The organism is Solilutibacter pythonis (genome assembly GCF_003697345.1).
In the GTDB taxonomy this organism is placed as follows: domain Bacteria; phylum Pseudomonadota; class Gammaproteobacteria; order Xanthomonadales; family Xanthomonadaceae; genus Solilutibacter; species Solilutibacter pythonis.
Genome location: NZ_RFLY01000005.1, coordinates 93,209 through 107,353 on the forward strand (window position 1 = coordinate 93,209; position 14,145 = coordinate 107,353).

Genomic DNA, 14,145 nt, shown 5'->3' on the forward strand with positions numbered 1-14,145 from the left:
CGGCGCGGGTGGTCAAAAAGAGAAACTTTTATCGCTCGACGGCCGGGGCGTCGATTATGCGCAGGCGCCGGTCCGGCGATTTGAGAATGGCGGCGGTTCTGCTAGTAAACCGATAACGACATTCAATTCCGGCCGGCGTGTGTTGCGCGGGAGCACGCGCCCCGGCCCGGCGCGTCGGCCGGGCCGGATGCGTGGAAGGGGCGATGGCGGGGCGATGGTGGGAAATGGGCGTCCGGCCTTGCGGGAGCTTATTCGGGCAAGCGGCGCGGCTGCACTAGAATGGCGGCCTTTCCCCACATCGCACCGCACATGACCGTTCGCACCCGTTTCGCGCCTTCGCCCACCGGCTACCTGCACATCGGCGGCGCGCGCACCGCGCTGTATAGCTGGCTGGCGGCGCGGCGCGCGGGCGGGCGGTTCGTGCTGCGCATCGAGGATACCGACCGCGAACGCAGCACCCAGCCCGCCATCGATGCCATTCTCGACGCCATGGGCTGGCTTGGTCTCTCGTATGACGAAGGGCCGGTCTACCAGACCGACCGCCTCGACCGCTACAGGCAGATGGCCGAGCAACTGGTGGCCGAAGGCAAGGCTTACTACGCCTACGAGTCGCGCGAGGAACTCGACGCGATGCGCGATGCGGCGATGGCCGCCGGCGAGAAGCCGCGCTACCGTGGCCGCTACCGCGACGAAGACGCCGGCTGGCGCGATGACCCCAACCGGGTGATTCGGTTCCGCAATCCCGATGAAGGCAGCGTGGTGTTCGATGACCTGGTGAAGGGCCGCATCGAATGGCGGAACGCCGAGTTGGACGACCTGGTGATCTTCCGCCCGGACGGCTATGCCACCTACAACTTCGCGGTGGTGGTGGACGACATCGACATGGGCATGACCCATGTCGTCCGCGGCGACGACCACGTCAACAACACGCCGCGCCAGATCAACCTCTACCACGCGCTCGGCAAGACCCCGCCGCTGTTCGCGCACCTGCCGATGATTCTCGACGAGGCCGGCGCCAAGCTCAGCAAGCGTACCGGCGCGGCCGATGTGATGCAGTACCGCGATGCCGGCTATCTGCCGCATGCGCTGCTCAACTATCTGGCGCGGCTGGGTTGGTCGCATGGAGACCAGGAAATCTTCTCGATCGAGCAAATGATCGAGCTGTTCGACCTGAAGGATGTCAATGCCAAGGCATCGCGCCTGGATTCCGCCAAGCTCGGCTGGCTCAACCAGCAGTATCTGAAGAACGATGCGCCGGAAAGTGTGGCGAAGCATCTCGTCTGGCATCTCGAACAGCGCGGCTACGACCTGGCCCACGGCCCGGCGCCGGCCGATATCGTCATCGCCCTGCGCGATCGGGTGCAGACGCTGAAGGAGATGGCGGAGAAATCCGCGGTCTGGTTCGGCCCGCTGACCGAATACGACGATGCGGCCGTCGCCAAGCACCTCACCGAGGCCGCGCGCCTGCCGTTGCTCGATGCGCGCGAACGCTTCTCGGCGCTGGCCGACTGGCATGTCGAGGCGATCGGCGGGGCGCTCAAGGCTACCGCCGAAGCGCTCGGCATCGGCATGGGCAAGATCGCCCAGCCGATGCGGGTGGCGATCACCGGCACCCAGGTCAGCCCGGACATCTCGCACACGGTGTATTTGGCGGGCCGGGCGGAAGCATTGAAGCGGATCGAGGCGGCGGTCGAGAAAATCAGCTGACGCCCCGCAACCCGCGGCCGTCCTTTCGCCAGGAAATCAAGCGGCGTGAGCGATGGCTCGGCATGCCGGGGCCGGAGAGCGGGCATCCGGCCCCTTGAGTCGGCTTCGCCATGCCCGCATGATTCGGGCATGAGCCATCCACATACCTGTACCGATCCCGAACATCACGTCGACGATGCCGCCGGTTTCATCGCCGCGGTCGAGCGTGCCTGCGGCGAGCGCGGGCTGCGGTTGACGCCGATCCGGGCCCATGTGCTCAAGCTGATCGCCGAGGCCGGCCAGCCGATCAAAGCCTACGATCTGCTCGACCGGGTGAGGATGGGCGAAGGCCCCGGCGCCGCCGCGCCGCCCACGGTCTACCGCGCGCTGGATTTCCTGATGGCCAACGGCTTCGTCCACAAGCTGGAGTCGGTCAACGCCTTCGTCGCCTGTCATCATCCCAACGCGGCGCGGCACTCGGTGCCTTTCCTGATCTGTAGCCGCTGCCATTCGGCGGTGGAATTGGAGGACGAAGGTGTGGTTGCCGCGCTCGACGCGCGCGCCCGCTCGTTGGGCTTCCTGCCGCAGGCGCAGACACTGGAAGTACATGGCCTGTGCGCCAAATGCGCGGATTGAGCGCGGCTTTCCAGCGAAAAAAAGCGGGGAGCGGCATTCCGTCCGCCCCCGCCCAGGGGAAAAGCCGGCGCGGCCTGTTCGATCCGCGCCTCGTGCCCGTTAGAAGTAGAAGCGCACGCCGGCCACCACGCCACGGCCCGGTAGTGGCGCCAGGTCCTTCAGGAACGACGTGTGCGGACGCGCTTCTTCGTTCAACAGATTGCGGCCGTCGAGGAACAGTTCCCAACCGTTGCCGCTGGCGGTATCGCCGTGCCAGGCCAGGTGGGCGTTGACCAGCGTATAGCCCGGCGTCGTGGTTTCGCCGGCGGCCACGCGATCCTGCCTGAGGCTGCGGATGGCGCCAAGCGAAGCGCGCCACGCGGCGGCTTCCCAGCGTAGCTCGCCGCCGACGCGGGCCGGGGCGATCCGTGGCAGGTCGCCGCCGGCCAGCACGATGGCGCGGTGGTTGTGGGTGTGATCGCCGTGCAGCACGCGCACGCGGACTTCCTCGTCTGCGCCGCCCTTCAGCCGGCCGCGCACGCTGTCGCCGAAGAGGCGCAGGTCGAAGCGGCCCGGTGCTCCATCGAACAGCGTGAACACCGACTCGATCTCGAAACCGCTGAAACGGGCGTCGTGCTGCGTCCACAGGCGCACCGGCACACCGCCATCGGTCAGCGTTTGGCCGGGGCGGCGCACGCTCATCGGCGCGGTGGCGTGGATGTAGTCGCGGTATTCGGCGACGAAGGCGGACACGCCGAGGCGGACGTGCTCATGCTTCCATTCCGCGCCCAGTTCCAGGCGATGGGCGGTTTCCGGCTTCAACTTGTCATTGCCGATCTCGATGGCGCCGATGGCCACGTGATGGCCGTTGGAATACAGCTCCTCCGCGGTCGGCGCGCGCTGAGCGCGGTCGAGACCGAGCTTGAAGTTGAGCGCATCGTTGAAGTCCCAGCGCAACGCGGCGGAAAAGGCGTTGGTGTGGAAGTCGCGGCGGGCCTGGCGCTCGGGCAGCAGCGCCAGGGGCGTGCTTTCGATGCGGCCACGGTCGTGGCGCGCGCCCAGTTCCAGCCGTACCGGGCCGAAGGCGCGCTGGCCCAGCCAGAACACGCCGATGTCGCGGCCGTTGGTCGGCGCTACGAAGGCTTCATCGCCGGTGGCGTCGAAATCACGGTGGCCGCCTTGCAGGCCGAACGCGCCCTGCCAGCCGGCGATATCCCGATGCACCAGCTCGATACGGCCTTCGTCGGTCTTGTTGTTGAACACAGTGCCGACGCGGGCGCCTTCGTACTCGGTATGGGTGTAGTGAGTGCGGGCGTACTTGAAACGCACGGTCTTGAAAATGCCCAGGTCATTCAGGCCGCCATGTACCTCGTGGCGGCGCTGGTCAAGGCCGATGCGTACGTCGCCATGCGCGTCTTCATGGTCATGCGCGTGGCCATGGCCGTGACCGTGATCGTGTGCTGCATGCTCGTGACCCGGCACGCCGTAGCGGGTGTTGAACAGGTGGGTGGCGATACCGAAGTGGGCGCGCTCGCCCACCCAGCTCGCCCCCAGCGACCCACTGGCGGTGCGCACGGCGCTGTTGGGCAGAACGCCCCGCTTGGCCGGGTCGGGTTGCTGGCCCTCGGCGGCCATCCGCGTCGCGCTTTCGGCATGGCCCGGAATCTTGCTGTCGCGGGTTTCCCGCAGCAGGCCGTCGGCATGGAAGACCCAGCCGCTTCCTTCGGTGGCGGTGGCGCCATCGAGCCGGAACATGCCGGTACGTTCGTGGTCGACACTGCCGGCGCGTAGCTCGGCGCGGCCGCTGAGGGGGCTGGCCGGCAGGGCGTCGGGCGTGCGGCCGTCGATCACGTTGACCGCGCCGCCAATCGCGCCACTACCGTAAAGCAGGGTGGCTGGCCCCTTCAGTACCTCGATCCGGTTGGCGAGGAAGGGATCGATGCTGACCGCATGGTCGGCACTGAGCGCGGATACGTCGCCGCTGCCCATGCCGTCGCTGACCACCTGGACACGCGCGCCATCGAGGCCGCGAATGATCGGCCGGCCGACGCCCGGCCCGAACGAGGTGCTCTGGATGCCCGGCAGGCGTTCCAGCGTGTGGCCGAGGGTGGTCGATTTGGCTTCGTCCAGGCGCTCGCCGGCCAGCACTTCGACCGGGCGGCTCAACTCGGCGGCGGTCTGGTGCAATGGCGAGGCGGTCACCACCACCCGGTCCAACTCGCGGGTGGACTGGCGGTGGGGGTCGGATGGCGCTTCCTGAGCGGTGGCCAGCACCGGTGCGGATAGTGCCAACAACAGCGCCTGGGCCAGGCGGCGGGGACGCGGGTGGTTGTGAACGAATGGGGACATGTTTTTCAGGTAAAGTGAGGGGTGAAGACGTATCTAATGTTATATTGTTTCAATTCCTGCCAACAATAGTCCTGAAGTCATGCCTCGTCCCTTGTCCCGTTTGCAGCAAGCCGACCGCCTTGGATTCGCGGCTTCCGTGCTGTGCGCGATCCATTGCGCGGCGATGCCGCTGCTGTTGGCGATCCTGCCGACGCTCGGTCTCGGCGCGGGCGGGTTGATCGACATCGATCAGGGCGTGGTGGTCTTCGCCACCCTGCTGGCGGCGGCCACGCTATCCATCGGCTGGTGGCGTCACCGCGCCTATCGCGCCTGGGGATTGCTGTTGCCGGCGCTGGGGCTGCTGTGGTTCGCCGCTTTCGGGCCTTTCCACGCCCACGGTCTTGGCCATGCGCAAACCTGGCTGCATGCCGGGCTGATGGTGGCCGGCGGTCTCTTGCTGGCGGCGGCGCATCTGACCAATATGCGCCTCAGCCATCTGGCCGACCTTGTCGAGGCCGGGCCGGCGGGCTGAGCCCGGCCAATCAGCGAAAGTCCCGTTTCTGCTAGACTTCGCGATTACCCAATTTCAATTCCCGCGTGCGCGGGCCAACCATATCAGGAGCATCTCATGGGCAAGGGCGACCGCAAGACCGCCAAGGGCAAGCGTTACAACTGTAGCTACGGCAACGCCCGTCCGAAGGCCGTCGCCAAGGCCGCTGGCACCGCTGCCGCTCCAGTGGCGAAGAAGGTCGCCGGTAAGAAGACCGTGGCCAAGAAGGCCGTCAAGGCCGCTTGAGTCCAGCCTTCCGGCGCATGCGAAGCCCCGCGTGAAGCGGGGCTTTTTCGTGGCGGGGAAGCGGCTTCCCTCAGGCGATGCGCCGGCCGGCGGCGAACACCGCCTGGCACAGTTCGCCGCCCAGCCAGTAGCACAGCGCCGCCGGTTGCCGTACCGACCACAGGACGAAATCGGCGCGCATGCCGGCGCGCAGTACGCCGCGGTCGTGATGCAGCCCCAGCGCGCGCGCGGCATGGCGGGTGGTGCCGCGAAGCGCCTCCTCGGGCGTCAGCCGGAAATGCGTGCAGGCCAGTTGCATCGCCTGGCGCAGCGAGAGCAGCGGCGAAGTGCCGGGATTGGCGTCGGTCGCCACCGCCATCGGCACGCCCTCGGCGCGCAGGGCGTCGAGCGGCGGCGGCCGGGTTTCGCGCAGGACGTGGAAAGCGCCCGGCAACAGCACCGCGACCGTGCCCGCGGCCTTCATCGCCCGCACGCCATCCGCGCTGGTGTGTTCGATGTGGTCGGCCGACAGTCCGCCGAATCCGGCGGCGATCGCGCCGCCGCCGAGGTCGCTCAGTTGATCGGCGTGCAGCTTGACCGGCAGGCCGAGAACGCGCGCGGCCTCGAACACGCGACGGGTCTGGGCCGGGGTGAAGCCGATTCCTTCGCAGAACGCGTCCACCGCGTCCACCAGCCCTTCACCGGCGAGGATCGGCATCCATTCGACCACCCGGTCGATATATTCGTCGGCGCGATCCCGGTATTCCGGCGGCAATGCGTGCGCGCCGAGATAGGTGGCGCGCACGCTGATGCCGCAGGCGGCGCCGAGCGCGCGCGCGACCCGCAGCATCTTGCGTTCGTTGTCGAGGTCGAGACCGTAGCCGGATTTGATTTCCAGCGTGGTCACGCCGTCGCGGATTAGCGCCTGCGCGCGCGGCAACGATTCGGCGAACAGCGATGCCTCGCTGGCCGCGCGCACCGCGTTGACGCTGGCCGCGATGCCGCCGCCGGCGCGGGCGATTTCCTCGTAGCTTTCGCCTTGAAGGCGCATTTCGAACTCGCCGGCGCGGTCGCCGGCGAACACGATGTGGGTATGGCAATCGATCAGGCCGGGCGTGATGAGGCCGGTGGTTTCGATGGTGGTGTCGCTGGCATCGACGATGGCTTCCGGCAAGGCGTCGCGCGGGCCGGCATAGCTCAGCACGCCATCGCGCCAGGCCAGTGCCGCGTCCTCGATCAAGCCGTAGCCTGATTCGCCCTCGAGCGTGGCCAGGGTCACGCCGAGCAGCAGACCGCTGTCGTCGTCCAGGGGCGTGGTTGTCGCGTCCGTTTCCTTCATCGCCATGTTCGCTGTCGTCGTCACCTGTGTCTTCGCGCCGCCGCCAGGGCCGTCGGACGGCGCGCGGCATGCCATGGCCGGGAGCGGCCTTTTTCGTGCGTGAAGCCTAACCCAGCGCCTACAATCGGTCGATGACGACGAATCCCGCCGGCCCGATTCTCCGCGATGCGCGTGGCTGGCGTCTGCCGGGCATCGCCAATCTGCATTCCCATGCTTTCCAGCGTGCGATGGCCGGCCTGGCCGAGCGCCAGGGCGACCCCGCCGATTCCTTCTGGACCTGGCGCGAAACCATGTACGCGATGGCTGCGCGCTTCACGCCCGAAACCTTGCGCGCGGTCGCCGCGCAGTTGTACGTGGAGATGCTGGAAGCCGGCTACACCACGGTTTGCGAGTTCCACTATCTGCACCATCGCCGCGATGGTGGCTTTTACGACGACCGTGCGGCGATGTCGCGGGCGTTGATCGAGGCCGCGCGCGCGACCGGCATCCGCCTCGCGCTGCTGCCGGTGCTGTACATGAGCGGCGGTTTCGATGGCCGTGCGCTGTCCGAACGGCAACGGCGCTTCGGCCATTCGGCCGAGGACTACCTGCGCCTGCTGGATACGTTGCGCGGGGAACAGGACGCGTGTCTGCGTGTTGGCTGCGCCCTGCACAGCCTGCGCGCGGTACCGCCGGCGGCGATGGGCGAGGTACTGGCGGCGTTGCCGGCGGACTCGCGCATCCACATCCATATCGCCGAGCAGCGGGCGGAAGTGGAGGCGTCGCTTGCGCTGCGCGGCGTCCGGCCGGTGCGATGGCTGCTGGAGCAGGCGCGGGTGGATGCGCGCTGGACACTGGTGCACGCCACCCACCTGGACGCGGCCGAGCTGCGCGAGGTCGCCGCCAGCGGCGCCACGGTGGCGATCTGCGCCACTACCGAGGGCAACCTCGGCGACGGGCTGTTTCCGCTGCGCGATTACCTCGATGCCGGTGGCCGCTGGGGCATCGGTTCGGATTCCCACGTGTCGGTCTCGCCGGTGGAGGAACTGCGCTGGCTGGAATACGGTCAGCGTCTCGTCACCGGCCGCCGCAACATCGCTTCGAGTGCGGCGATGCCGAGCGTGGGCGAGACGTTGCTGTCCGGCGCATGGGCGAGTGCCGCGGATTCGGCCGGTTTCGATGTCCGCGACGAAATCGTGTTGGATGCCGAAGCACCGGCGCTGATCGGCGCGAACGCGTCCGACGTCGCCGACCGCTGGCTGTTTGCCGGCAATCGCAACGTGGTGAAGGCAGTGTGCGTGGCCGGCGTGGAGGTGGTGCGCGATGGCCGCCACCACAAGCGCGAGGAAGTGCTGGCCGATTACCGGGCCGCCGTCGCGCGATTGCTGGGCGATTGAGATTGCCGGCTAGAGCAGATCGGCGGGCAGCGCGCCTTCCAGCCGCAGCAGGAACTGTTTGGTCGGCAGACCGCCGCCGAAGCCGGTCAGCGCGCCGCCGGCGCCGATGACGCGGTGGCAGGGCACGATGATCGGCAGTGGGTTGCGGCCATTCGCCGCGCCCACCGCGCGCGCCGCCGTGGGTTGGCCGATGGCCTCGGCCAGCCGCGCATAGCTCCAGGTGTCGCCATGCGGGATCGTCCGCAGCGCCTGCCATACGCGCAGTTGGAAGGCGGTGCCGCGCGGCGCCAGCGGCAGCTCGAATGCTCGGCGCTGGCCGGCGAAATATTCGTCGAGTTGGCGTGCGGTGGCATCGATCAGCGGGTGCGGCGCTTCGCGCCAAGCGCCCACGCGCTTCACCGGATGGCGGTTGGCGGGGAATTCGATCGCGCACAGGCCGTCGTCGTCGGTGGCGACGAGCAGACGCCCGACCGGGCTGTCGAGATGCTGAAAATGCGTGGTCATGGCGTGGGTTCCTTGAGGGGGGCCGCGGCGGCCGCGCGCCAGAGCTGAATCACCGCATAGCCGCGCCACGGCCGCCAACCTTCGGCCCGTGCGAGTAACTGTTTTTCGGTGAGGGCGGCGCCGCCACCGGCCTGTTTGCGTAGTACCAGGTCGCCGGCCGGGAAGGCATCGGGATGGTGCAGGCCGCGCAGCGCGATGTAGTGCGCGGTCCAGTCGCCGATACCGGGAATCGTGCGCCAGCGGGCGACGAATTCGTCCAGCGGTTGTTCGCTACGGAAATCGACCCGGCCATCGCGCACGGCCCGGGCCAATGCTTGCAGCGTGGCCGCGCGTTTGCCCGGCAGGCCGACGTGGGCGAGGTCGGCGGCGGCAAGCCGCGCCGGGCAGGGAAACAGCGTGTGCAATTGATCGTTGACCGGATTGGCGAGCGCTTCGCCATGTTTCGCCACTAGCCGCCGCGCCAGTGTGACGGCGGCGGCAACGCTGACCTGCTGGCCCAGCACGGCGCGCACCGCCACTTCGAAGCCATCCCAGCCGCCAGGCAGGCGCAGGCCGGGATGGCGGGCGATCAGTGGCGTCAGCAATGGGTCGTCGCCCAGGCGGGCCTGGATCGTTTGGGGATCGGCATCCAGGTCGAACATCCGCCGTACCCGCCGCACGATGCCGGGCAACATCGCCGGGGCGAGGCCGTATAGCGACAGCCGTAGCGCCGGTTCGTCCGACCCCCATTCGCGCAGCTCCAGCCAAGCGCCGGCGGCATCGATTACGCGCGTATAAGCGTCGTCGTCGACGCGTTCGATGCCGGGCAGGGCGCGCGCGCGCAGAAAGGCCAGGCTGGCGCGGAAATCGAACGGTGGCCGGTAGCCCAGCTTCAGCCGCAGCGGGCCGGGATCGGGCGGGGCGTCGGCGGACTGGCGCAGCCGGCCGGGGGGCATGCCGTAGGCGTTGGCGAAGGCATCGTTGAAACGGCGCAGGCTGCGGAAACCGGCGGCCAGCGCGACATCGGTGACGGGGAGCGCGGTTTCGGTCAGGAGTCGTTTGGCGAACAGCAGCCGGCGCGTGCCCTGCACCTGCTGTGGGGTGACGCCGAGCGTTGCCACGAACAGCCGCCGCAGATGGCGCTCGCCAACGTGCAGGCGTTCGGCCAGCCGGGCCATCGGCGCGTCGTCGAGCAGGCCGTCCTCGATCAGGCGCAGGCCGCGCGCCAGGATGTGCTCGCCGCGCCGCCAGCCGCCAGCGTCCGGGGCGAGTTCCGGGCGGCAGCGCAGGCAGGGCCGGTAGCCAGCGGCCTCGGCCGCGGCGGCATGGGCGAAGTATTCGACGTTCGCCGCCTTGGGCGCCGGCGCCGGGCAGACTGGCCGGCAGTAGATGCCGGTGGTCTTGACCGCGGTGAAGAACACGCCGTCGAAACGCGCATCGCGCGCGCGCCGGGCCTGTTCGCAAAGGGCGACCGGCGGTGGGGCCGGCCCGGGCGCGGGTGGCGGCGGGGGCGTGGTCATCCGGCGCGAACGGTTTGGCGGGCGGGGAGGAGCGGGGCGCATGGCGGTTCTTACGGGCGATGCGGGCAGTCTGCCGCCGGTCTGGCCCCTGTGCCCGCCATTTTCGGACATCAATGCCGGTGGCGGTTCACCGCCCGGTCAGTGCCGGGGCGAAGGTGCGGGCATCGCCCTCGTTGGGGCCCGGGCGCAGGCCGATCAGCTTCATGAGCAGCGGATAGACGTCAACGTTGTCGAAGACAGGCAGTCGCGCGCCGGGTCGGAACGCGGGGCCGTGGGCGATGAAGCTGGCCCGCATCGAGGGCAGAGCGGGGTCGTAGCCGTGCGAGCCGCGCATGCCTTCGGCGCGCCGCTTTTCCAGTTGGGCGCGCGGCAGGGCGTCCCAGCCTTCGTCCATCTGGCAGACGATCGGCGGCACGCGGGGGTGGCGGCCGTAATGCCAACGCGGCGGCAGTTCGGCCTTCTTCCAGCATTGGTAATGCGAGTGGCGGCCGAGCAGGCGTTTTTCCACCTGCGCCGTGAAGCCGGGGTTGGGCGCGAAGGTCACTACCTGGCCCAGGGAATCGACGCGGGCTTCCTCGACCGTGGCCATGTCCTCCACCGCCACGACGTTGCCTGGCGGCACCTCGGCGAGGCCGTGGTCGGAGACGACGACGATGTTGGTGCGGGCCAGGGCGCCGGCCTCGCGCAGCCGTTCGAGCAGTTGGCCGATGGCGGCATCGGTGTCGTGGCGTTCGTGGCGGGCTTCGGGCGAGTCGGGGCCGTGATGGTGCGAGGCGTGATCGACCTTGTCGAAATACAGGGTGGCGAAGGCCGGGCGGGTGGCGGCTGGCGCCAGCAGCCAATCGGCCACGGTGCCGGCGCGCCATTGCGGTGTGGTGGCGGCATCGAAGTGATGCCATTGGCGCGGGCGCATGCCGGCGATCGACGCCTCGCTGCCGGGCCAGTAGAGCGTGGCGGTGCGCAGGCCGGCCTTCTCGGCGGTGCTCCAGATGGGTTCGCCGCCCCACCAGCGGCCATCTTCCACCGCCTCGCGTCTGGACAGCCGGAACTCGCCCAGTTCGTGGTCGCGCATGCTGTTGTGGGTGATGCCGTGGCGATCCGGCCGCAGTCCGGTGACGAGGGTGTAGTGGTTGGGGAAGGTGAGCGAGGGATAGGAGGGCCGCATGCCCTCGGCGCGCACGCCGGATTCGGCCAGCCGCGACAGGTTTGGCATCTGCTCGGGCGTGATGTCGCGCGGGCGCAGGCCATCGATGGAGATCAGCAGCAACGCCGGGGGCTGGGATTCGGCGGGGCGGTGGGCGCAGCCCGAGAGGGCGGCGAGGACGAGGAGCGCGAGGCCGATGTCGCGCGGCGGGCGTTGGGATGTCATCGCGCGATTCTAGTCGTGACGGTCTAGTCGTGACGGGCGTCGTTTCTGTTGCAAGCCAGTTCGTTCAATACGGACTGAATACCGGGTCACGTAAATGCCATGAGCGCTGTCGGCGGAGTAAGGTTGACGACCCCAACTGGAGGAAGCCCGATGAAAGCCCGTTACTGGATGATCTCCGGCCTCTTGGTCCTCGCCCCCGGGGCTTGGGCGCAGTCCGCGCCCGCCGATACCGCCGATACCGCGCGCGATGGAAGCCGGGCCGCCGAAAGCCGGGCCGGCGGCTGGGACGATCCTCGTTGCCTGCGTCACACCGGCTCGCGTATCACGGCCGCCCGTCAGCAGCGCCCGCGCACCGCCGACACGCGCCGCGACAGCGCGCCTTGCGCGCCCGTGGCTGGACGCGTCCATACCCGCGAAGAGATCGATCGCACCGGCGCGATCGACCTGGCCGACGCCCTGAGGCGGCTGGACCCGGCGATACGCTGACGCGTGCTTTTTGGCCGACTCGCCGGATACGCCCGCACCGTCCAGGGTTGCCGGCTTTTGGCCGCCGTCGGCGCGGCCGTACCGTTGGGCCGCGAGAACGCCAGTGAGGTGCCATCGCGGCGGCTGGAGCGGGATGGCGGCGAATCCGGCGAATCCGGCGAATCCGGCGAATCCGGCGAATCCGGCGAATCCGGCGAATCCGGCGAATCCGGCGAATCCGGCGAATCCGGCGAATCCGGCGAATCCGGCGAATCCGGCGAATCCCGGCGAATCCCGGCGAATCCCGGACGCGCTGGTCGGCAGGCCCGGGCAGCGGTTCGCCTTGGCCTGGAGGATTCCGGCGTGCCGCCGGCCGGCCTGTGATGATCCCGGTGATTATCGGGGTGTGGTGATCCCGGCGATAATCCCGTGCTCCCGATCCACGAGGCCCGCCGATGACCCGGAATTCCCGCCACGATCCCGCCCGCCAGATCCGCGCCCCGCGCGGTAGCGAGCTCACCTGCCGCAGTTGGCTGACCGAAGCGCCCTTCCGCATGTTGCAGAACAACCTGGATGCGGAAGTGGCGGAGAAGCCCGGGGATCTGGTGGTCTATGGCGGCATCGGTCGTGCCGCGCGCGACTGGGCCAGCTACGACCTGATTCTGGAAACGCTGAAGACCCTGGGCGATGACGAAACCCTGCTGGTGCAGTCCGGCAAGCCGGTGGGCGTGTTTCCGACCCATGCCGATGCGCCGCGCGTGTTGATCGCCAACTCCAATCTGGTGCCGCACTGGGCCAACTGGGAGCACTTCGACGAGCTCGATAAAAAGGGTTTGATGATGTACGGCCAGATGACCGCCGGTTCGTGGATCTACATCGGCAGCCAGGGGATCGTGCAGGGCACCTACGAAACCTTCGTGGAGATGGGGCGCCAGCATTACGGCGGCGATCTCGCCGGCAGATGGATTCTCACCGCCGGCCTCGGCGGCATGGGCGGCGCGCAGCCGCTGGCGGCGTCGCTGGCCGGGGCGTGTTCGCTCAACGTCGAGTGTCGGCAGTCGAGCATCGATTTCCGCCTGCGCACCCGCTACGTGGACGAGCAGGCCGTCGATCTGGACGACGCGCTGGCCCGCCTCGCCCGGTACACCGCCGCGGGCGAAGCGAAATCCATCGCCCTCCTGGGCAACGCGGCGGACATCCTGCCCGAGCTGGTCAGGCGTGGGGTGCGCCCGGACGCCGTGACCGACCAGACCTCGGCGCACGACCCGGTGCACGGCTACCTGCCGATCGGCTGGACGCTCGAACAGTGGGAAGCCGCTCAGAAGACCCGCCCGGAACAAGTGCGCGACGCCGCCAAGCAATCGATGCGCGTGCACGTCGAGGCGATGCTCGCCTTCCAGCGGATGGGGGTGCCCACCTTCGACTACGGCAACAACATCCGTCAGATGGCTTTCGACGTAGGCTGCGAGGATGCGTTCGATTTCCCGGGCTTCGTGCCCGCTTATGTGCGTCCGCTGTTCTGCCGCGGCATCGGCCCGTTCCGCTGGGTGGCGCTCTCGGGCGATCCCGAGGACATCTACAAGACCGACGCCAAGGTCAAGGAATTGATCCCCGACGATCCCGCGCTGCACCGCTGGCTGGACATGGCGCGCGAGCGGATCGCCTTCCAGGGCCTGCCCGCGCGCATCTGCTGGGTGGGCCTGGGGCTGCGCCACAAGCTGGGGCTGGCCTTCAACGAAATGGTGCGCAACGGCGAATTGAAGGCGCCGGTGGTGATCGGCCGCGACCATCTGGATTCCGGCAGCGTCGCCTCGCCCAACCGCGAAACCGAAGCGATGAAGGATGGCTCGGACGCGGTGTCCGACTGGCCGCTGCTGAACGCCATGTTGAACGTCGCCGGCGGCGCGACCTGGGTCAGCCTGCATCACGGTGGCGGGGTCGGTATGGGCTTCTCCCAGCATTCCGGCGTGGTGATCGTCTGCGATGGCAGCGAGGCCGCCGACCGGCGCCTCGCCCGGGTGCTGTGGAACGACCCCGGCACCGGCGTGATGCGCCATGCCGATGCCGGCTACCAGATCGCCCGCGACTGCGCCCGCGCGCAGGGTCTGAAGCTGCCGATGCTCTGAGCCGGCCTGGCATGGCCGCCGCCGGCTAGACTGGCGGCGGTCTTTTTTCTGCTTGGAGCCCGG

At 68.9% G+C, this 14,145-nt stretch carries 13 protein-coding genes; 8 read left to right on the forward strand and 5 right to left on the reverse strand.

The features are described 5' to 3' along the window. Positions 1-309 precede the first annotated feature (309 nt). Together gltX and EBB59_RS04790 are read left to right on the forward strand one after the other, a co-directional pair. Positions 310-1,707, forward strand: coding sequence for a glutamate--tRNA ligase (gene gltX / locus EBB59_RS04785; protein ID WP_122101009.1), 1,398 nt, complete (start codon positions 310-312; stop codon positions 1,705-1,707). Positions 1,708-1,836: 129 nt separating this feature from the next. Then, positions 1,837-2,322: a transcriptional repressor gene (locus tag EBB59_RS04790; RefSeq protein ID WP_122101010.1), complete on the forward strand. Its 486-nt coding sequence runs from the start codon at positions 1,837-1,839 to the stop codon at positions 2,320-2,322. Between the two features lie 99 nt (positions 2,323-2,421). On the opposite strand, the gene EBB59_RS04795 is transcribed toward EBB59_RS04790, so the two are convergent. Further along, positions 2,422-4,650 carry a TonB-dependent receptor gene (locus EBB59_RS04795; protein ID WP_122101011.1) on the reverse strand — a complete coding sequence of 743 codons (2,229 nt, stop codon included), beginning with the start codon at positions 4,648-4,650 and terminating at the stop codon, positions 2,422-2,424. A gap of 79 nt (positions 4,651-4,729) precedes the next feature. Here EBB59_RS04795 and EBB59_RS04800 point away from each other — a divergent pair, with 79 nt between their 5' ends. Beyond that, entirely contained in the window at positions 4,730-5,161 is a 432-nt protein-coding gene (locus tag EBB59_RS04800; protein ID WP_122101012.1) for a MerC domain-containing protein, read from the forward strand. A 96-nt stretch (positions 5,162-5,257) separates the two neighbouring features. Continuing rightward, positions 5,258-5,425 (forward strand): 30S ribosomal protein THX, encoded by a 168-nt coding sequence (locus EBB59_RS04805; protein WP_122101013.1) that lies wholly within the window; start codon positions 5,258-5,260, stop codon positions 5,423-5,425. Between the two features lie 70 nt (positions 5,426-5,495). On the opposite strand, the gene hutI is transcribed toward EBB59_RS04805, so the two are convergent. Further along, positions 5,496-6,743 (reverse strand): imidazolonepropionase, encoded by a 1,248-nt coding sequence (gene hutI / locus EBB59_RS04810; protein ID WP_122101075.1) that lies wholly within the window; start codon positions 6,741-6,743, stop codon positions 5,496-5,498. A 131-nt stretch (positions 6,744-6,874) separates the two neighbouring features. Here hutI and EBB59_RS04815 point away from each other — a divergent pair, with 131 nt between their 5' ends. After that, positions 6,875-8,119 (forward strand): formimidoylglutamate deiminase, encoded by a 1,245-nt coding sequence (locus EBB59_RS04815; RefSeq protein WP_122101014.1) that lies wholly within the window; start codon positions 6,875-6,877, stop codon positions 8,117-8,119. A gap of 9 nt (positions 8,120-8,128) precedes the next feature. Here EBB59_RS04815 and EBB59_RS04820 read toward each other — a convergent pair whose 3' ends face one another. The 3 genes from EBB59_RS04820 to EBB59_RS04830 form a co-directional block, all read right to left on the reverse strand. Continuing rightward, positions 8,129-8,623 carry a methylated-DNA--[protein]-cysteine S-methyltransferase gene (locus tag EBB59_RS04820; protein WP_122101015.1) on the reverse strand — a complete coding sequence of 165 codons (495 nt, stop codon included), beginning with the start codon at positions 8,621-8,623 and terminating at the stop codon, positions 8,129-8,131. Further along, the gene (locus EBB59_RS04825) at positions 8,620-10,122 is read right to left on the reverse strand and encodes a DNA-3-methyladenine glycosylase 2 (protein ID WP_122101016.1); all 1,503 of its coding nucleotides are present in this window, start codon (positions 10,120-10,122) and stop codon (positions 8,620-8,622) included. Before EBB59_RS04825 ends, EBB59_RS04820 begins: the two co-directional genes overlap by 4 nt. Before the next feature lie 127 nt (positions 10,123-10,249). Beyond that, the gene (locus EBB59_RS04830; protein ID WP_122101017.1) at positions 10,250-11,491 is read right to left on the reverse strand and encodes an alkaline phosphatase family protein; all 1,242 of its coding nucleotides are present in this window, start codon (positions 11,489-11,491) and stop codon (positions 10,250-10,252) included. Positions 11,492-11,641: 150 nt separating this feature from the next. Between EBB59_RS04830 and EBB59_RS04835 the strand changes: the two genes are divergently transcribed. The 3 genes from EBB59_RS04835 (at position 11,642) to hutU (ending at position 14,082) form a co-directional block, all read left to right on the forward strand. Beyond that, on the forward strand, positions 11,642-11,977 hold the full coding sequence (locus EBB59_RS04835; protein WP_122101018.1) for a hypothetical protein: 336 nt from the start codon (positions 11,642-11,644) through the stop codon (positions 11,975-11,977). A 3-nt stretch (positions 11,978-11,980) separates the two neighbouring features. Next, a complete protein-coding gene (locus EBB59_RS13760) occupies positions 11,981-12,340 on the forward strand; it encodes a hypothetical protein (RefSeq protein WP_158601713.1) in 360 nt (119 codons plus the stop codon). Positions 12,341-12,411: 71 nt separating this feature from the next. Beyond that, positions 12,412-14,082 (forward strand): urocanate hydratase, encoded by a 1,671-nt coding sequence (gene hutU / locus EBB59_RS04845; RefSeq protein ID WP_122101020.1) that lies wholly within the window; start codon positions 12,412-12,414, stop codon positions 14,080-14,082. Positions 14,083-14,145 lie beyond the last annotated feature (63 nt).